General features: G+C 49.4%; 20 protein-coding genes. 14 read left to right on the top strand and 6 right to left on the bottom strand.

Annotated features, from left to right (window positions below; genetic code table 11):
• On the top strand, positions 1-181 hold a 181-nt coding region (locus tag AC1DWB_RS26565), incomplete at its 5' end, for a hypothetical protein (protein ID WP_477544112.1).
• On the opposite strand, the gene AC1DWB_RS26560 is transcribed toward AC1DWB_RS26565, so the two are convergent.
• Positions 166-1,068, bottom strand: coding sequence for an AraC family transcriptional regulator (locus tag AC1DWB_RS26560; RefSeq protein ID WP_477544111.1), 903 nt, complete (start codon positions 1,066-1,068; stop codon positions 166-168). The genes AC1DWB_RS26565 and AC1DWB_RS26560 overlap by 16 nt on opposite strands.
• Before the next feature lie 254 nt (positions 1,069-1,322).
• On the opposite strand from AC1DWB_RS26560, the gene AC1DWB_RS26555 reads away from it, so the two are divergent.
• The 5 genes from AC1DWB_RS26555 to AC1DWB_RS26535 all read left to right on the top strand — a co-directional run bounded on the left by AC1DWB_RS26555 (position 1,323) and on the right by AC1DWB_RS26535 (position 5,711).
• The gene (locus tag AC1DWB_RS26555; protein WP_477544110.1) at positions 1,323-2,150 is read left to right on the top strand and encodes a sugar phosphate isomerase/epimerase family protein; all 828 of its coding nucleotides are present in this window, start codon (positions 1,323-1,325) and stop codon (positions 2,148-2,150) included.
• Positions 2,147-3,097: a 6-phosphogluconolactonase gene (locus tag AC1DWB_RS26550; RefSeq protein WP_477544109.1), complete on the top strand. Its 951-nt coding sequence runs from the start codon at positions 2,147-2,149 to the stop codon at positions 3,095-3,097. The genes AC1DWB_RS26555 and AC1DWB_RS26550 overlap by 4 nt, the downstream gene beginning before the upstream one ends.
• Positions 3,098-3,152: 55 nt before the next feature.
• Positions 3,153-4,178 (top strand): Gfo/Idh/MocA family protein, encoded by a 1,026-nt coding sequence (locus AC1DWB_RS26545; protein WP_477544108.1) that lies wholly within the window; start codon positions 3,153-3,155, stop codon positions 4,176-4,178.
• Positions 4,179-4,381: 203 nt separating this feature from the next.
• Positions 4,382-4,849: a NanQ anomerase/TabA/YiaL family protein gene (locus tag AC1DWB_RS26540; protein ID WP_477544107.1), complete on the top strand. Its 468-nt coding sequence runs from the start codon at positions 4,382-4,384 to the stop codon at positions 4,847-4,849.
• Between the two features lie 172 nt (positions 4,850-5,021).
• Positions 5,022-5,711: a DUF3105 domain-containing protein gene (locus AC1DWB_RS26535; RefSeq protein ID WP_477544113.1), complete on the top strand. Its 690-nt coding sequence runs from the start codon at positions 5,022-5,024 to the stop codon at positions 5,709-5,711.
• Positions 5,712-5,816: 105 nt separating this feature from the next.
• Here AC1DWB_RS26535 and AC1DWB_RS26530 read toward each other — a convergent pair whose 3' ends face one another.
• Positions 5,817-6,740: a GNAT family N-acetyltransferase gene (locus AC1DWB_RS26530; RefSeq protein ID WP_477544106.1), complete on the bottom strand. Its 924-nt coding sequence runs from the start codon at positions 6,738-6,740 to the stop codon at positions 5,817-5,819.
• 15 nt (positions 6,741-6,755) lie between these two features.
• Positions 6,756-7,745 carry a helix-turn-helix domain-containing protein gene (locus AC1DWB_RS26525; RefSeq protein ID WP_477544105.1) on the bottom strand — a complete coding sequence of 330 codons (990 nt, stop codon included), beginning with the start codon at positions 7,743-7,745 and terminating at the stop codon, positions 6,756-6,758.
• A 202-nt stretch (positions 7,746-7,947) separates the two neighbouring features.
• Here AC1DWB_RS26525 and AC1DWB_RS26520 point away from each other — a divergent pair, with 202 nt between their 5' ends.
• The 4 genes from AC1DWB_RS26520 (at position 7,948) to AC1DWB_RS26505 (ending at position 12,265) form a co-directional block, all read left to right on the top strand.
• Entirely contained in the window at positions 7,948-9,240 is a 1,293-nt protein-coding gene (locus tag AC1DWB_RS26520) for a neutral/alkaline non-lysosomal ceramidase N-terminal domain-containing protein (protein WP_477544104.1), read from the top strand.
• A gap of 63 nt (positions 9,241-9,303) precedes the next feature.
• The gene (locus tag AC1DWB_RS26515; RefSeq protein WP_477544103.1) at positions 9,304-10,314 is read left to right on the top strand and encodes a Gfo/Idh/MocA family protein; all 1,011 of its coding nucleotides are present in this window, start codon (positions 9,304-9,306) and stop codon (positions 10,312-10,314) included.
• Positions 10,315-10,370: 56 nt separating this feature from the next.
• A complete protein-coding gene (locus tag AC1DWB_RS26510) occupies positions 10,371-11,399 on the top strand; it encodes a Gfo/Idh/MocA family protein (RefSeq protein WP_477544102.1) in 1,029 nt (342 codons plus the stop codon).
• On the top strand, positions 11,396-12,265 hold the full coding sequence (locus AC1DWB_RS26505; RefSeq protein WP_477544101.1) for a sugar phosphate isomerase/epimerase family protein: 870 nt from the start codon (positions 11,396-11,398) through the stop codon (positions 12,263-12,265). The genes AC1DWB_RS26510 and AC1DWB_RS26505 overlap by 4 nt, the downstream gene beginning before the upstream one ends.
• A gap of 153 nt (positions 12,266-12,418) precedes the next feature.
• On the opposite strand, the gene AC1DWB_RS26500 is transcribed toward AC1DWB_RS26505, so the two are convergent.
• The 3 genes from AC1DWB_RS26500 to AC1DWB_RS26490 are packed head-to-tail and all read right to left on the bottom strand — an operon-like array spanning position 12,419 to position 16,184.
• Positions 12,419-13,534, bottom strand: a complete 1,116-nt coding sequence (locus AC1DWB_RS26500; protein WP_477544100.1) for a Ger(x)C family spore germination protein — start codon at positions 13,532-13,534, stop codon at positions 12,419-12,421.
• Entirely contained in the window at positions 13,531-14,631 is a 1,101-nt protein-coding gene (locus tag AC1DWB_RS26495; protein WP_477544099.1) for a GerAB/ArcD/ProY family transporter, read from the bottom strand. The genes AC1DWB_RS26500 and AC1DWB_RS26495 overlap by 4 nt, the downstream gene beginning before the upstream one ends.
• On the bottom strand, positions 14,628-16,184 hold the full coding sequence (locus tag AC1DWB_RS26490) for a spore germination protein (RefSeq protein ID WP_477544098.1): 1,557 nt from the start codon (positions 16,182-16,184) through the stop codon (positions 14,628-14,630). Before AC1DWB_RS26490 ends, AC1DWB_RS26495 begins: the two co-directional genes overlap by 4 nt.
• A 144-nt stretch (positions 16,185-16,328) precedes the next feature.
• Between AC1DWB_RS26490 and AC1DWB_RS26485 the strand changes: the two genes are divergently transcribed.
• The 4 genes from AC1DWB_RS26485 to AC1DWB_RS26470 form a co-directional block, all read left to right on the top strand.
• Positions 16,329-17,093, top strand: a complete 765-nt coding sequence (locus AC1DWB_RS26485) for a MerR family transcriptional regulator (RefSeq protein WP_477544097.1) — start codon at positions 16,329-16,331, stop codon at positions 17,091-17,093.
• Positions 17,090-17,506, top strand: coding sequence for an HAD family hydrolase (locus tag AC1DWB_RS26480; protein ID WP_477544096.1), 417 nt, complete (start codon positions 17,090-17,092; stop codon positions 17,504-17,506). Before AC1DWB_RS26485 ends, AC1DWB_RS26480 begins: the two co-directional genes overlap by 4 nt.
• A 507-nt stretch (positions 17,507-18,013) precedes the next feature.
• Entirely contained in the window at positions 18,014-18,385 is a 372-nt protein-coding gene (locus tag AC1DWB_RS26475; protein WP_477544095.1) for a RidA family protein, read from the top strand.
• Between the two features lie 117 nt (positions 18,386-18,502).
• The coding region (locus tag AC1DWB_RS26470; RefSeq protein WP_477544094.1) for an aromatic acid exporter family protein at positions 18,503-19,184 on the top strand (682 nt) is incomplete at its 3' end.

The following is a 19,184-nucleotide window of genomic DNA, read 5'->3' as shown; positions in this document are numbered from 1 at the left end:
GCGTCCGCCTTTGAAACCGATTCCTAACCACGACAACATTTCAATCAAAGGAATCGATTTCAACAGCGGGTGGAACCTCCTGTTCACTCCCTCCCCACACGCACTAACTGAACACAACCACCAAGGACCGTCCGGTGTGCTTCCGGACGGCTTTCCTGCTTGTTATCAGTTTTTTAAATAACGGCTGTAGCCCCTGGAAATCGATTTGGCGTATTCGGAGGGGGTCATGCCCGTAGATTTCTTGAAATGCCGGGAGAAGTAATGAACGCTGCTGTAGCCGAGCAGCTCGGAAATCTCCGTCAAGTTGTAAGTTTCTTCGCGGATGTAGCTTTTGGCTTTCTGTATTTTGATTTCATTCAGCACTTCCATGACACCCGAGCCCATCCGTTTTTTGAACAAAATGCTTAGCTGTGTACGTCCGACACCGAATTCATCACAAAGCATCTCAAGGGTCAAATTGTCCCCGATATGCTCATCCATATAGGCTTGAATACGGTCTGTTAGCTGGAGCTCCTGTTTTTCTTTGGGTACCGCTGTCATTTTCGGCTTTGCTTGATTGGACACACCGACTCGAATCATATGGATGAGCAGCATTTCCAGATGGATTTTGAACAGGTGTTCACTCCCGAACGGAGCATCTTCTCTAGCCGATAATCTCCTCCCGCTATTCACCGGACTAGGGCCGAAAGCGTTAAATCCTTCTTTCATCAGCTGGCTTAACAGCGTACGCTCATAATCACCCAGGTGAAACAGTTTATTTTCCAGGAAGAACGTCATAGGAGGACTGTCGCACTCGAAAGTGACAATGAAGACGTTGGGAGCAATTTTCCCGTTCCCCTTAGCACTGTGAAATTCATTGGGTTCATGGAATAACAGATCGCCTTGCTTCAAATGGAAGTGTCCGCAATCCGTATCGATTTCAATTTCGCCTTTATCGACATAATACAGCTCCCAGAAGTCATGCTTCTCTCCAGCATACCTGTAATTTTTGGCCAACTCAAAGTAATAACAAGTGATCAGCTTATAGATCGAGACTACTTCCTGCACGGGATAGCGCTGAAAATTCATATCTGMCAAGTCCTTTCCTGATGTAATGAAGGGTTCGGGTCAAACAGGCTTTTGTGGTATCCCATGTATTTCAACATCATTTAATTAATTCCTTTTGTAATTCCAAATTTGTGCAAATAAAACGTACGATCGTGCACCTAATAGTGCAAAAAGTACGGTTGATTCGCTAAAGAATTCGAGCATGCATTCACGCTATGATTACGTTAAGAAAGGCGGATATTACCGCAATATAGGATGGGATGAGGAGGAGAACAATGGAAATCGGGGTAATCAACATTTTGAGGAATGACGGGATTTGCTTCGAGCATGTCAGCCAATTCGGTTTGAATGTGTGCCAATTAATGTGCTGGGACCCGGCAATGGCCAACAAAGAAGTTTTCGATAATGTCATTCGCGAATCCAATGAGCATGGGGTGCGGATTTGTGCATTATGGGGCTGGGTGCCTGGGCCGGGGAAATGGAATTTCACAGAAGGGCCGATAACGCTAGGACTTGTTCCTCAACAGTATCGCGAAGAACGGGTGCGTATTCTTAAGACTTGGGCGGACTACGCAGCTTATATTGGTGCTCCGGCGCTCATTACCCATTGTGGATTTATACCGGAGAATATGACGGATCCCGAATATCCAGGAGTCGTTGAGGCGATTCGCGAAGTGGCCGAACATTGCGAGAGCAAAGGCATCGGCTTCTGGTTCGAAACGGGCCAGGAAACGCCGGTCGTGCTGCTGCGGACGATCGAACGCGTTGGGACATCCAATCTGGGGATCAATCTCGATCCAGCTAACCTGATTCTGTATGGGAAAGGCAATCCAATTGATGCCCTTGATGTGATCGGCAGCTACGTTCGCAACGTGCACGTGAAAGACGGCCTATATCCGACTGACGGGAGTTTATTAGGTAAGGAAGTGCCTGCTGGACAAGGAAAAGTGCAGTTTCCGGAATTTATCGCGAAGCTGCAGCAGATCGGGTACAAGGGAGAACTAATCATAGAACGGGAAATTTCTGGGGAAGAGCAGATCCGAGACATTCGAGCGACAGTTCATAATCTGAAACTTTGGTTAGGCGAGGGGGTCCTTCAATGAATTTGTTAACGACATTAAAAGGTTCATTAATGGAAGGCTATTTTCCTCAAGGCTGGGATTTGGAGCGGATCGACCGCTGCAGCAGTCACGGGCCGGAGGACGTTTCCGTAAGGGAACCGCATTGGCATGACGGCTTTCAGCCAGTATCCTGCAGCACGGTCCATGACTTCGAAGTGTACATGGGACATGAGATCGCCTTGCAAATCCGAGCTGCTCGTGAGGAAGGCCGACAACTGGCGATCATCTTTCCGGTCGGTCCGATGGGGATGTACAGATGGACGGTATTCTTCCTAAGAAGCTGGAATGTAAGCGCGTCTCATGTACACGGCTTCAACATGGACGAATGGAGCGACGCCGAAGGACGGACGCTGCCTCCGGACAATCCAGGAGCCTTCCAGTATGCGATGGAAAATTCATTCTACAACTTACTGGGGGAGTTGACGGTTCCCGAGCATCAGCGGCACTTTGCTACTCGCGACCAACTGCCTACGTTCGCTGATCGGATTGCTAAGCTGAAGAGCGAGGGAGCGAAGCTAGTCGTCATCTATGGAATCGGACGTGTGTTTCATATCGCCTTTTGGGAGCCGCATTTCGCAGGGGAATATGCGAGCGAAACCGAATGGCGTGCCCAGACTCACCGGATCGGGGCACAACTGCATCCGCTTACTATTGAACAAAATGCGATTACCAGTTTCAAGAGCCGGACGACGCTCGTGCCTTGTTATGCTAACACGATCGGTCCTGGATTGTTCCTGCAAGCGGATTATGCGATTGGGGGCGCGGACGGCGCCTTGGGTAGAGGCATGATGTGGCAAGGCCTGTCATTCTGGACGACGCTGAAATACGGTCCGAACCCTTGGGTTCCATCTTCCTATATGCCGACAATGGCTGGAAAGTTATTTTTCTTACAGGAGTTAGCTGGTCCACTTCAACCGGAGTTGAACTAATATCAGATTATTTACTAGAATTGCTAGATTGCTAGATAAAGGAGATAAGGTAATCATGTTAAAGGTAGGTTTGATCGGGCTTGGTTTCATGGGAAGGGCTCATTTGAAAAACTACATCCGGCTGCAGGAAGAAGGTTTTCCCATTCAAGTGACGGCGATTTGTGATAAGGATGAGAAAAAGTTCGAGGGGTTCTTCACGGGCGGCAATATGCAAGTAGCCAACACGGAATTCGACTTCAGCCTATACACCCAGTACTCGGATATCGACCGCATGTTGGAGGAAGAGAAGTTCGACATCTTGGACATTGCGCTGCCGACTTACTTGCATGCCCGGATCGCCATTCGTGCTCTTGATCTTGGTTTGCATGTGCTGTGCGAGAAACCGATGGCCTTGAATACGGAAGAAGGTCAAGCGATGATCGAAGCGGCCAACCRCAACGGGAAAAAGCTGATGATCGCTCAATGCCTGCGCTTCTGGCCGGAATACGAATACTTGCAGGAAACGGTTGCAAGCGGCCGTTACGGAAAAGTGCTCGCCGCCTCGTTCTTCCGAGGAGGGAACCCGCCGAAGTGGACCTTCGAGGACTGGATGGTGAAGGAGGATACGAGCGGCGGCGGTATGATGGATCTGCACATCCATGACATCGATATGGTGAATTGGCTGTTCGGCAAGCCGCAGGCGGTTACTACCATTGCCCGACATGTGCTGCCAGACAGTGCATATGATATCATTTCCACCAACTATGTGTATCCTGACCAGAAAGTCGTCAACTGTCAGGTTGACCGGACGATGCATGGCGACTATGGCTTCGAGATGTCGTTTCGTGTCAATTTCGAAAGCGGCAATCTGGTGTTCGAGAAACGGGTACTGAAAGATTACCCTAAGGATGGAGTAGGCTTCGTGCCATCGTTGTCCGGGGATACCGGTTATTACCGGGAGATTCGGTATTTCGCAGAAGCCGTACTGAACAACGGCTCGGTCGACCGTTCGGCACCGGAGGACACATGGGTGGCGCTGCAAATTGCCGAAGCCGAGAAGCGTTCCGCCGCAAACAACGGTGCTGCTGTCAGCATGGCTTAATTGAAGGAAAAGGTGCTTTCATCCGAAGGGGATGGGAGCGCTTTTTTATTACAACTAACCTCGACTGTCTTACGGAAAAAACAATGATTGACAGCTGGTAGAGCAGTCTATATTCTTATAGTGTTCATGGTATATTATGGTCTTACCAAAGTGTTGGAATGGATCTATGCATTGAACTTTATATTAGAAAAGAGGTAGCACGGATGATCGTTGGCAATATAGAGCATTTGAACGAAGAACAAGCCGGATATTCTCCGGTACTAAGAGAAGCATTGCAGTTTCTTGCAGAGACAGATTTCTCGCAGCTGGCTGACGGGTCGCATCCGATCCGGGGCGAGGAGATGTTCGCTATCATTTCTCACGTCACAACGCAATCAACGCGAACTGCCAAGGGCGAAGCCCATTACGACAAGCTGGACATTCACTATGTGTTAAGCGGGGAAGAATGGATCGGCGTAGCGCCGTTGAACGAGTGGCAGCGGGTTACAGAGGATCGGCCTAAGCATGACGTGCGATTGTATGAGGAACTGTCTGATGAAGTGCTCCTTCACATGACACCAGGACGATATGCTATTCTTTTCCCTGCGGATATCCATCGTCCAGGCTGCACCATCCAGCAACCTGCGGAGTATAGGAAAGTAGTCATTAAGATTGATAAGTCGATATTGTGAATGCGCAATGGTTTATGAAGTGAAGAGGGGGTGCCTTTCTAATTTTCTAATGGAAGGCGTCTCTTTTTCGTATAGAAAAGCAGGAGGTATTTACTAGTAACTTCCCATTGATAAGTAATATACGAAAAGTTATAATTTTAAGTGTAAATGGGGGAGGTCACAAGCTGTGAACATGATTTTTTTGGTAGTGGGGATATTGGTTCTTCTAGTAAGTTTAGGCGGGTATATGTATGCATCATCGCTTCATAAGAAGAACACAAGCCGATTGAAGAAGGAACAGAAACAACAGCTGCACAAAAAACAGGCGACAATCAAGACAACTTCGCATGTGCTGCTAGCAGGCTCTATCATTCTACTAGTTATATTCTTGACTACGATGTCGGGCAAATATGATATCAGTAAGTTGAACTACAAGGCCGCTATTAAGGTGACGCAAGACCGTGATTATGGCGCGGGGCATACCGATAGCCCGGTTAACTACGAGATGAAGATACCTACATCAGGCCCGCACAGTCCACACGACTTAAAATTCGGGTTCTATAAGGACAAGCCGCCGAATGAGAAACTGGTGCACAATTTGGAGCATGGAGATATTATTATCTACTATCGTTCCGATACGAAACCTGACGTGATGAAGCGAATCGAGCATTTGACCCATTTCACGAAAGCCGGTTCGGGCATCCTAGCTGTTCCCAATGAGGATGTCCCTGCTGACGTCGGTGTCTGGGTGACCGCATGGACCAAGACGCTACAGCTTACCGCGTTTGACGAACACCAGATCGGTACTTTTATATACGAGAATATTAACAAAGGTCCAGAGACCATTCCTCCTTCTGTAAGAGGTGGCGGCGGGACCATGTAATTAGTTCATGTAGACTGAGCTGTGACCCGTAAGAGGAACACTTTGATGAAAAGTGCCCTTTTGCGGGTCATTTTTGCATTTTATACTATGATTGATCGAACTCTCTTAAAACTCAAGCACCATTAGCTTCTGCTCGTACACGGTCGCGAAGCCTGCTTCGGTCAACGCTGCCATAACGGCAGGGTTCGATGAGCGCAGGTTGTCAGTCTGCCGTGTAATCGGCAAATCGTACGGGCCAAAAGCGTGAACCAGTGCGGTACGCGCGATAGCAACGCTATCTTCGCAGTCAGGCGCAACCTCGCAGTGCTGCAGCGCGATGGAAGTTAGCTCGCCCTGATCGTTATAGTTCCGCGAGAACAAGGCGTAGCCGACGACCAGGCCAGCGGCATCCAGTACTTGCAGTGAATCGCCACCTCTCGACTGGAGTTGGAACCATTGGCCTGACCATGGTGAATGGACCGGGAAGAACGGTAAGCCAATCACATCGGACGGTTTCCCGAACCGTACGGTGTAGCTGTTCGTCGCCGATTCTGTTCCTGTCGTCAGCGAGCCCATCCCGAACGATCCACGGTCCRGTGCGCCGTCATGCTTCTGTCCGATTAAGTCATCCACGATGCGGAACCCGGAGCCTTCGTAGGCGGCAATCGCCTTTACGTTCTTCGACACCACTTCCAGATAAGCGGTATTCACTCCCGCTGCCCGCATATGATCCACGGCGGCCTGCATCAGAGGTCTCGCAAGGCCCGTACCGCGGAATTCAGGATCGACTCCGGTTCCGCCGTTCCAGGCAAGAAGCTTGCCGTTCACTTGGCGAGTCGCGATCAACACAAAGCCAGCGGGCCGATCATCGACGAACATCGCTACCGACAACGTCGGGGAGATACGCTGTGTCCCCAAGTAAACCATGAACTTGTCCACAGTTGTCGTCATATCCGAGTAATACTGCGAGAACCCTCCATTCCACAATTGTACGGCTTGGTCAAATGTACATTCGTTCAACGTGCGAATGGTATACGGGGTTTGGCTCATAGCTCAAGCAACTCCTTATGAATGGGATGTAGCGATTTTATCCAATACTCTTGCCCGTAAGCTTTTATCATACTGCGAAGGGGTCATATCCATCACTTGCTTGAAATGCCGCGAGAAGTAGTGAATGCTGCTGTAGCCGAGCTTCTCGGCAATTTGCGTGTAGTTCATGTTCTCTTCACGAATATACGTTTTGGCTCGCTCAATCTTTTGCCGATTGTAGTACTCCAGAATCGTAAACCCGGTTTCCCGTTTAAATATCGCTTTCAGCCTAGTTTTGCCGATATTCAGCTTCCGACTAATCTCATCCAGCTTCATTTGCTCGCCGACTTTCTGAAGCAGCAGTTCCTTGAGTGTGGCGCATATCTCGGCGTCCGTCTTCAACTTGGCAGCTGAAGACAGCGACAAGGCCGCAGCGGCTTCTCGCTGATCTGGACCAGCCGACTGGACGCTTGTCTGTGTCACCGACTCGCTCCCAGCTGTCGTAGTTCCGGTGACAATACCCGATTGCTTGCGAACGAGCAGTACTAGCATCATTTCTAAGTACAGCTTGATCATCTGCTCCGCCCCGAACACCCGCGACACTTTGTTCCTAATCCCAGCAGCGCCTGGCTTGCCTACATTGAAAGCGATTCCACCCTCCCGCAGTATRCCGGACAACAGCAGCTGCTCGTCGTCACTCAGCTTGAACAGCTTGCTGCGGAAGTAGTTCATGGCCTCAGACTTGCAGTCGAAACTGATTATCATGATGTTCGGAGCAACGCGACGATTGGCCCGTAAGCTGTGGAACTCGTTCGGTGAGTAGAAGACAAGCTCCCCTTGTTTCACAACAAGCTTGCGATCGGCAATATTGATCTCAGCTTCGCCCTTGTCCATATACAGGAATTCCCAAAAATTATGCTTCTCACCGGGATACACATAATCCTTGTTAAGCTCGTTGTAGTGGAACGAGATCAACTTCTTGACCACAATATCTTCGTGCAAGGGAACCCTGATGAACTTTTTCATGACAAATCCTCCCACCTGAGTCCGATGTATCATATTAGCTAGTGTAATCGAATTTTTGCACAAAAGAAACCTTTTTCGGTGTCAATAAATGATGCAAAAAGTGCAAAAAATCAGTCCGATTATGTAAAGACCTTCCATGGATTATCGCTTAACATGAAGGTCAAACAGGCCAGCCACTTTCTCGGAAAGAAGGAGATGCTCCATGATGCGATGCGGCATGAGCGAAGTTGATATTACCCCGCCGCTCGGTAATTCTATACCCGGCTATTTTGTAGACCGCAAGTCGAGTGGGATCAAGGATCTGCTGTATGCGAAATCACTAGTCGTAGAGTCTGGTAAGATAACGATCTGTTTGATCGTGGTGGATGCAATCGATCTGGCACGTAGGGACGTCGAACGTATTCGACAACGAGTGCAAGAAGCAACCGGTATTCCGCCTGAGAACATCATGGTGTCTGCGACGCACACCCACACGGGTCCGCCAGTCAAGGAAGGCTTCAGCAGCAAGGTGAATGAATCTTATATGGAGTGGATGGCGCAGAAAGCGGGCGACGCTGGTATCCTGGCCTATAATGGCCGCAAGGAAGCYCGTATCGGCTTGGGCAGAGGGCAAGAGGCGAACATTGCATTCAACCGCCGCTTCTATATGAAAGATGGTTCAGTCACGACCAATCCTGGTGTTAACAATCCATTGATTGACCGGCCTGCTGGACCGATTGATCCCGAGGTGCTCGTCGTACGCATCGATGACGCAGCTGACGGAAGTCCAATGGGCGTGTTGACCAACTACGCTTGTCACACCGATACCGTATCGGGATCGGAATACAGCGCAGACTTTCCCGGTGCCCTTAGCAGCACGATCAAGAAGGTGCTAGGCAACCATACGGTTAGCCTGTTCATGCTGGGTGCATGCGGCAACATCAATCACATCGATGTAAGCGGTGTCGTACCGCGTGATTCGCGCAACCATATTCGAATGGGCACGGTACTAGCTGGAGAAGTGCTGAAGGTGAGAGAGAAGATTACGTCACTCGCGAGCGAGCTGGACATCGACGTCAAGATATCCTCGTTCCAGGTCGAACATCGCGTTCCGACCGAGCGGGAGCTGAAGATGGCGGAAGATGCCGAGCTTAATGGTGCGCAGGCAACGGACTCGGAACGAGCATTCGCCAGGCAAATCCGCAGCATTCAGGCGGCAGGCCCGGGTGTAACCGATATCGAGATCCAGGCGGTTAAGCTTGGCGAACTTGGGATCGTAGGCTTGCCTGCGGAAATATTCGTAGAGTTCGGACTTCGGATCAAGCACGAATCGCAGTTCCCCTACACACTAGTGAACGAGCTGTGCAACGGCTCGGCACACGGGTACATCTGCATTAAGGAAGCGTACAATCAAGGCGGGTACGAACCGCGGATCACGAATAACAGCAAGCTGTCCGAAGATACAGGTGATATTTTCGTTCAGAAATCGATAGAACTGCTGCAGCAATTAAGCTAGGACCCTAATCATAAGAGGCCCGATATCAAGTTGTCGGAGCCATCCCCAGGAGGAATCAGAACAGTGAGTACCAATACCAAAGTTCGCACAGCCGTAGTAGGGTTAAACATGGGGCTTCAGCACGCATACGCATACGCCAAGTCAGAACGTTCCGACTTGCGCTGGGTCGTGGATCTGGATGAGGAGAAGGCAGAGAAAGTAGCGAAGGAGCTTGGTTGTAATTGGACGACTGACTGGACGAAGATTATGGACGATATCGACGCGGTCAGTCTATGTACACCGCATCATCTACATGCGCCTCAGTCGCTGCAAGCGATTGCTGCCGGCAAGCATGTGCTGCTGGAGAAGCCGCTCGCCAATACCGAGGAAGATTGCATGAAGACGATCGAAGCAGCCAAAGCCAAGGGCACCACGTTCATGATGGCGTACATCGTTCGCTTCCTACCAGCGATCATCAAGCTGAAGGAAATATTGGACAGCGAGCAATACGGCAAGCCGTTCAGCGCGAACATCTGGATTCAGGCATACCTTCAGCCGATGCCGAACACCTGGTTTTCCCGTAAATCGCAACTAGGCGGAGGCGTCATGTTCAGCCACGGCTGCCACTATGTAGACTTGTTCCTCTGGTTGTTCGGCAATCCCACGGCTGTTACTTCGCTCGGAACCCGTGTAGGCACGGAATGGATGGAAGGTGAAGGCACGTCGCATGGAGTTATCCAGTTCGAGAACGGCGTTGTTGCACATCTGGAAGCTAGCTGGGGCATGAAATACAAGTCGATGCCTTCCTTCCTACAGATTCATACGACGGAAGGGCTCATTATTCTCGAAGGGATGAACAAGATCGAGGTCATCAATGCAGATGGACGCAACACGGTATTCGGCCCAATCGCGCAGCTCAGCAAGGAAGACGGCACGAATGCACTTTATGAATGTGAGCACTTCCTGGAATGCATCCAGAACGGAACAACTCCGGATACGGATGGCATCGAAGCGATGAGATCGCTTCGTACGATCTGGGCGATGTACGAGGCGGCTGAGAACGGCGGGAAACCGGTAACGCCAGCGAACGTTTAATAACAAGTTCCGACAATTTACTCACTTACATTTAACCGAAGGGGATAGATTCGAACATGAATAACATTAAAGTCGGCCTAATCGGCTGTGGACTCATGGGAACGCTTCACGCAAGAACGCTTCACAAGTTGCCGGGTGTATCCGTCACAGCCGTGCACAATCGTACAAGAAGTAAAGCGGAATCGTTGGCCAAGGAAGTCGGAGCGACCGTATACGACACGTATGAAGAGCTCTTGCAACAGGATCTCGATGCTGTCTGGGTGGCGACGCCGGATCATCTGCATGTGGACATTTCCAAGGCGGTTCTGGATTCTGGCAAGCATCTATTCCTGGAGAAGGCGCTGGCTACTTCGGTGGCTGATGGCGCTGAGATTGTTGCTGCCGGCGACCGTCATCCTGAATTGAAAGCGATGGTCGGCTATCCGCTTCGCTTCGATCCGAGGTACCGCACGATGAAGGAGACCGTATCGCGCGCTGATGCCGGCAAGCCATTGCAGGCGTGGTCGATGCGGACACACTTTCTGGACCCGAACCAGCAAGTGTATGACAAGTACCGTGACCATCACTATGATACACCAAGCTGGTATTTCGACGATCAGACTGCCAAAGGACCGATCTTCTCGCACGGTTCCCATGATTACGATATCCTTATGTGGCTCTGTGGCGATATAGAGAGCGTCTTCTCCTACGGCGGTACATACTTGCTGCCTCCGGGTAGCGTAGCGGACGCGTTCACCGTAGCGTTGAAATTCAAGAACGGCGGGATCGGGCACGTCAGCACACCATGGATTACCCGTGTAGAGTACGACATGACCGGTGTAGCCACAGAGAAGCTGACGATTGTGAACAACAATGGAGAAATCCGCGTGAAGTCGGATAAGGAACCGGAACAGCGCATTGCCTATAGCGAGAATGACATGTGGGTTCGGTTGAACCAGCACTTCATCGACTGCATCCGCTACGATCAGCAGCCACTTATTTCACTCAAGGACGGTCTCAAGGTCATCGCTGTTTCTGAAGCGGCGTACGTTTCCTTGAAAGAGCGCCGTGAGGTGTTTGTGGAATCCGGCGGGGTGTTGGCATGAGCACCAAGACGAATCAAGTGAAATTAACTTGCATGACGCTGCCTTATATCAAGCATTCGTTCGAGCGCTCGTTGCAAGGGATCTCGGAGGCCGGCTACCGCTATATCGCATTCGGACTACCGCATGCCGGCAGCGATGTGCCGGACGAGAACGATCCGAATGCGGCCACGAAGCTCCAGCGGTTGTTCGACCAATACGGTGTGGAGCCGATCATGCTGGTCAGTACGAACCAGCTCGGCCCGGGCCAGACGATCGAACGGGCGCGTCAACGGTTCGAGACGGCCAAGGCACTCGGCATTCCAGAGCTGTTGTCACTTGGCACATGGGGCTACAAGGAATTCCCCAACACACCGCTGCCGCAGGAAGAACTGCAGCACAAAGTTGACAGCTTCGCTGCCCGATTCCGCGAAGTAGCAGTGCTAGCCGAAGAGTACGGGATTGTCGTCACACTGAAGCCGCATACGGGTAATACAGCAACAGCGCAACATTTGCTGGATACGATCGCATCGATTGGTTCACCTTTTGTTAGAGCATGTTATGACCCAGGTAACGTTCATTATTACGAAGGCATCGATCCGGTGCAGGATATGCAGAAGCTGCAGGTTAGCCGGATCACATCGTTCATCGCGAAGGATCATCGCGGCGTCCGTGCTGTGAATGACTTCCCTATTCCGGGCAAGGGGGACATTGACTTCACCGCCATGTTCCGTCAGTTGAAGCAAGGTGGCTTTAGCGGACCGGTTGTCGTAGAGCGGGTGGATGGTACGAATGCCGTAACACCAACGGTGGAGGAGCTGGATGCAACAATACGTGAAGCGAGAATTCAACTAGAAACGTTGTTGCGGAGCGCTGGGTATGATTTCTGAGTGACGGGGCAGCAGGAATAGCTTGACTATAACGGTTAAACGCTTGCATACGATTGTTTTTAGCTTGAATCTTTTCGCACTGCGAAAGGATTCAAGCTAATCGGGATGCCGTGAGAACTCGTTAGAGCAAGACCGTCTTTTGATTTTACATGATTATTTGATTACGCCCATTGACATAACTCTAACCTGCACGCTCACATTCACATCCGACTTTGCCAACGCTTCCCCCCAATGATCCTGAACGGTTTTCCAGTGCCGGTATTGTTTGGCTCGCGCATGCAGTCCGAGTTCGGTCGGATCAATCTTCGCAGCCTGTATTTTTTTCATTAGCGAAGCAAATTGGTTCTCAAGCTCCTGTTCGATCTCTTGCTCCAATAGATGGGCGTACTGCCTCACGTCGAAAGGAAAAGGCCTTTCGGTCATGGCAATTTTCATTTTCACATTAAGATCGAATTGAAACTTGTCATTCGCGTAACGTACTTTTGTTTTGGTTGAAAAGTTTGAGGCGTTAAAACTAATCGTGTCAAAGTTGAAAATACTGGTTTCCGTCTGGGATGGAAGCTTGACTGTAAATTGAAATTCTCCTCTTGGGTGGCCACTCAGAATGGCCAATAATTTGTTTTCGTCCGGGTCCAGGCTTAGCTGGTAACGACCGTCTTCCCGTAGCAGAGCAGTTCCCATCACTATCACTTTTCCGTCTTTGCGCAACTCCGCCATGCTCGGTGTCATGGCCTTCTCCAACATTTGCCTGTGTAAGTCCTGGAGCGTTGTCTCCTCCGCTATATTCCTTCGGTGAGCTGTACGGAGCAGCGTCGACAAGTATGTGGGAAGGCGCGGTTTGTCCTTCGGTGAGAAACTTACAATGTCGGATACGGGACCGTCTACCAGTACTACAGAAGATTGAACCGTATTCTTGACGTCGCGGTAGAAGGGATCCAAGAGCTTAAACCAATCTTTATGCTCCAGAACTCGCTTGCCGAGCAAGATCACCTGGGTTTTGCTGCCCGTAGTAAGGCCGACAACACTGCGATCGAACTCTTCTCTGGATTTCCGAAGCGTGGTCGTACGGACTTCAAATTCCTCCTCCTTGTCCTTAGCTTCTTTGCTGAACACAGGACTCGATGCGGTAAAGACAAGGCGATCCTGATCGTCCAGGTCAATTCCGACCAACAGAGAAAACGTGACTTCCTYCACATTCACACGGTCGGAGCACCCTGCCATAAATGTGGTCAGGATGACTAGCATCCCACACACGATCCTTCGTTTCATTGCACGGCCCCCTTACGAATTCTTAGATACACCTGTACATACATCCACAACAGCAGAGGGAATACAAAGGCGATCCCAATTCCGCTACGACTCATCCATTTGGTCATAATCTCTGACTGATTCCAGGAAGGATGAATCACAAACACAACCGCAATACACAACACGGTAAATACCGCAGCATATGGACTGTGATCCTGTTTACCCAGCAACTGACTTGCTGAGAAGCTGGCACAGAACAAATAAGGGATCCAGGCGGATGAGGCCGCAAACATATAGAAGGCCATAAAAACCAAATCAAACCGTTCCAAGAAGCGAAATTGGATCACTTTAAGCAAGTTCAGAACAGGCTGATTGTAGACCAGAATTTCGTCGGGACTGAAATAGRCAAAACAAATGAGAGTGACGAACAAATACACGAGTATCGTTAACGTATTGGCCACAACGATTCCTCGAACGGCCATTTGTTTTTTTTGCAAAAACGGATAGAGGAGAAATACAATTTCAAACCCCAATAACGAAAAGATCGTTGTCTCTACACCTTGAAATACCGGCATAACTCCTTCCTTAAACAAGGGAAACAAATGAATCAAATGGTTGTCCTTCAAAGGCAGCAAGAGGAAAAACGGCATCAAGGCCGTCATGTAAAACACGAGTTCGCTGTATCTGCCTACGACCCTCCAGCCGTTGCGAGCCACCATATAACTCGGAATAGCAATTAGAAGCATGATGAGATAATCGGGTGTTCGTGGCAAAAGCCAAGTCTTAACGTAGAGCATCGTATTGATCTGAACGACACAAGCGGAACAAACAAAAAACAATATCAAGGGTACAGTGGCGATTTTGGCTACCCATTTGCCGAATAGCTGTCCCAGGATATCGATCAGAGTACAATCAGGAAAACGCTTCATGACTTGGATTATGAGCAGGCTGGCGGTCAGATTGAGTATCCAGCCCACGATTAGCGACATCCACCCATCCGTTCCCGCTTTTTCAGCCAATCCCCTAGGTAGAGACAGGACACCAGTTGCGATCTGGGCCCCGTGAAGGAGTAAAATATACTGCATCGTGGTTACTTCGTTCATAGCATATTTCTTCATGAGTGGTCCCCTTTCGGGCGGTTGTTTCCTTGTCGGGTGGATTGGACCGCTCTAGTGCTCTTCGGCCGCTTCCTCATCGTCCATATCGGTAGACGCACGAATGAATCCTTCATATCGGCCCATCGGAAAGGGGCGAGCGGGGTCCCGTATGGAGTGCCCAGGGACTCCAGCGAAACGAGATGAGCGACCAAGATCATCATCCCTATGATGATCCCCACAATACCGAACATGAACGCCAGTCCCATCATCGGAAACCGCAGCAGCCGAATGGCGGTTCCCATATCATAGCTAGGGATAATAAAAGACGCGATGGCAGTTGAAGCGACGACAATGACCATAATGTTGCTGACAATCCCTGCTTGCACCGCTGCTTGACCAATGATGATACCGCCGACGATTCCTATCGTTTGCCCGATCGGAGCAGGCAACCGGATTCCCGCTTCCCGCATCATTTCAAGTGTAATTTCCATTAACATCGCTTCAACCAAAGGCGGAAACGGCACACGTGCCCTCGACTCGGCAATGGAAGTCATCAGCTGCATGGGGATGACTTCATGATTAAACGAGATTAAAGCGATATAAACCGCCGGCAACAATAAAGCGATGGTGAACGCTAAAAAACGAAGCAACCGAATAAACGATGCGATCAGCCAACGGGTGCTGTAGTCATCAATATTTTGGAAAAAAGATAAAAACGACGCCGGTGCAATCATTACACTCGGGGAACCATCCACAATGACAGCGTATCTGCCTTGAAGAAGTTGAGATACAGTCGAATCCGGACGCTCTGTGAGAAGTAACTGTGGAAAAGGAGAATAAGGATTGTCTTCGATGAGCTCGACGAGTTCGCCTGTGTTGATAATCGAATCAATGTTAATATTAGCAATACGGGTTTCCAACTCCTTCCCTACTTCGGGATGGGCAACATCGGCCAGATACAAAATCCATAATTTGGATTTTCCGCGTGTCCCAATTGACATTTCCTTGATTTTAAGTTCCCGATTCGGAATATACCTGCGAATTAGGGCGATATTTTGCGACCCGGTTTCCAAGAAGCCTTGATGAGCGCCCTTCAAGGAGGTCTCTAGTTGTGGGTCTGAAAGAGCCCTCTGCGGCCAACCTTTCGTATCGAAGATTTGGGCAACTTTTCGCCCGTTGATCAGCAGCACGCTCTCTCCTTCAAGAATCGCACTTTCCAACTGTCCCCAGTTCGTGCCGGTGCGGACGCTTCCTACGTTTGTGAGCGGAATGTCTCCCTTGGAGTCCGTAGATTCGTCCAACAAGGGACGCAGGATATCGTTGTTGATGGTCGTTTTATCGATCAGGCTGCTTAAATACACAAGCGCAGCTTCTGCGTTCATCCCGCTAATCGTTAACCGTCGTACAACCAGATCGGGCGTTAGGGAAAACAGCTTGTGTAGCTCAGTAATATTACGTGACAAATCGGCATGGAGGGGGATGCCTTCCCTGTTGCTCGGTTGTTGCGGCGCATGAGCGCCCTTTGTATGGTTGGAATATCGTTTTCTTTTGAATAATTTGAGAAATAAAAACATAGGGCCTCATCATCCTAATTTCCTTAAATTTCACTTGCGAGCTAACTATAGATTGGCTAAATATTGCAAAAAATATTCTGCAAAAATGCGATTGACATTAACGGTGCGTAAAGGTGTACGATGAATGTGTCAGGAGGGACAACGATGGAATATACCGTGCAGAAGTTGGGGCTCCTGGCGGGTGTCAGCACCCGGACGCTCCGATATTACGATGAAATTGGCATTCTCAAGCCGGCGAGAATCAATTCATCCGGGTATCGCATTTACGGACAGCAACAGGTCGACCAATTACAGCAAATCCTTTTTTACCGAGAGCTGGGTGTGAGCTTGGAGGAAATTCAGGATTTGATTAATTCGCCGACATATGACGCGGACCGTGCCTTGAAGGAACATCGCGCGAAGCTCCTTGAGAAGCGGGAACAGCTGGATATGTTGATTGCGAATGTCGAGCTGACATTAGCTGAGAGAGAGGGGAAGGCTACGATGAGCAACAAGCAGAAATTCGAAGGCTTCAAACAACAATTAATTGAGGATAACGAGAAACAATATGGTGCTGAGATTCGAGCCAAATATGGCGCAGAAACAATCGACAAATCCAACAGCAAAATCAAAGGGATGACCGAAGAGCAATACGCTGAGATTGAACAGCTAGGTGCTTCGATTCACACAACGCTAGCTGAAGCATTCGCAACAGGCGACCCGGCTGGTGAGTTGGCACAGCAAGCAGCAGATTTGCACCGTCAATGGCTTAGCTTCTACTGGGACCGTTACAGTAAAGAAGCGCATGCAGGCTTAGCACAGATGTATGTGGATGATGAGCGGTTCACCGCTTATTATGACAAGGAGCAACCTGGAGTAGCAGCCTTCTTGCGGGACGCTGTCCTCATCTACACAAGCACGATTAAGTGATCGATATTTTGTCCGAACCTGACCGGAGATGCTTCCGGTCGGGTGTTGTGCGTTGGCTTAGTAAGATAACTCATGAGGAAAAAGGGATTATTACAAACGGGAATTACGATCAGCAATTTAAGAAACTAAGGAATCTCGGTATAATCGAACATTTCACAGTAATGATTACTTCAGATGAAATTGGAATAGCTAAGCCAGACAAACGGATTTTCATTGAAGCCTCTAGAAGAGCTAATAGACCAACGGATGCGTGTACATATGTTGGTGATCGGTTGCACACGGATGCACTCTCGAGTAAGGAAGCAGGAATGAGAGGGTTCTGGTTAAACAAAAATCATGAAATAAGTACGGAAGAAGTTGAAGTGATACATAGTTTGAGTGAATTGAGCGCCTTATTGGATCATTCACTATAGTGGGCAGTCTGGAACTTGTTTTTCAAGTTCTGGATTGCTTTTTTTAGAAAGTAAAAGTTTTCAGGGTGGAATCAGGTTCCCCTACTTTTTTGAATGTACAACAATCGTTGCGGACATGAGAGACCTTATGTGGTCAAACAAGCAGGTTTAGACAGACTTAACGGACACTGGTTCCGCTATTCGTCGTTGGAAGGGGAAAAGGATCTTGTTTCAAGCGAATAACGGATTCTGTGTCCGCAACTACTCTTGAGACGGGCTGAAACGGACGAATAACGGCTTCTATGTCCGTAAGGGCTAATGAGAGCGAATTAAAGGCCCCTCTACCTGCCGGCCTCAGTGCTAACTGAACTCATCCACCCAGGACCATCTGGTAATATTCCGGACGGTAATTCTTAACATAGAATTGCTTTACTCATATAGAAAACTATTTTCTTGACGTAAAATCATTCGGCGTGTAAAGTTTATTACGACTGCCTTACATAACCCAACCGAATAGGGGAGAACCACATGATGAAGCAAGAAGTAAAAGTAGGACCACCGCACAATTTGCCGTTTTCTTCCGGCATTCAGACTGAATCTCTCGTATTCGTATCCGGACAAGGAGGGCTCAAGGACGGCAAAGTGGTCGGCCCCGATCTAGCGTCCCAAACCGCGCAGACGATGGACAACATTCGGGAAGTGCTGATAGCCGCAGGTGTCGATTTCAATGATGTGGTTAAAGTTCAAGTGTACTTGAAGCATCGCAACGACTACAACGAGTTCAATGAGCTGTATGCTTCCTACTTCCAAGCCCCTTTTCCGACACGCACAACGATTTACTGCGATCTGAATTTCGATATTCTGATAGAGATCGATGTAATCGCGGTTCGCAAAATCTAACATTGGAATTATATGATTTGTGTCAACTAATATAACGTTACTTTTGAATATATAGCCCGAATAGTGATTATTGTGTTAGTATATATAACATATACATCACTTGCGGGGGTGTTGCCCATGAAAGTTGGTCTTCGCGTCGTCAAGACAGCCATCTCCATCATGATCAGTATTGCTATAGCCCGGCTGCTGGGGCTTGAGCCTGACCATTTTGCTGGCATTATCTCCATGCTTGCGGTTCAGCCTTCCGTGTACCGCTCGCTCCGACACTCTGTGACCAATCTGGTTAGCGCCCTGTTCGCTGCTTTATTGGGCATTTCCGTCGTCGAGCTCATTGGCAGTAGCGCTCCGGTCATTGCGGCTGTTGCTTTGTTGGTCATGGCCTTGCATGTGCGCTTCAAGCAGACGACGGCATTACCTTTAGCTGTGATCGTCGCAGTTAATACGATGGGGACTGCTGATCAGCTGTTCGGGAGTGCTGCGCTGCATCAGATCGCACTAGTCTTGATCGGGATGACAGTAGGAACGACCGTCAATCTGATTCGCCGACCGGTGCATAATGAACGGGAGGAAGTGCTGCTGGCCAAGTCGGAAGCGATGCTCCGCGCCTTGCTCTACTACGTGAGCATTGATCTCCAGAACGGCCGGATGACACCCTACAAACCGCAGATGCGACTTCAACTGGACGAAGTACGCGATTATATCGAGAAAGGCCAGGCTGTGTCCCAGCTTATACACGAAGATCGTTGGTTGGGCAGGAAGGCCGGTCATGGAGCGGAAGCAGAGTTTCGTTCCTATGAGA

It is taken from the genome of Paenibacillus sp. P4_E11, assembly GCF_056401635.1.
The sequence above is the reverse complement of the archived record's forward strand: the minus strand, read 5'-3'. Positions and strand labels throughout refer to the sequence as shown.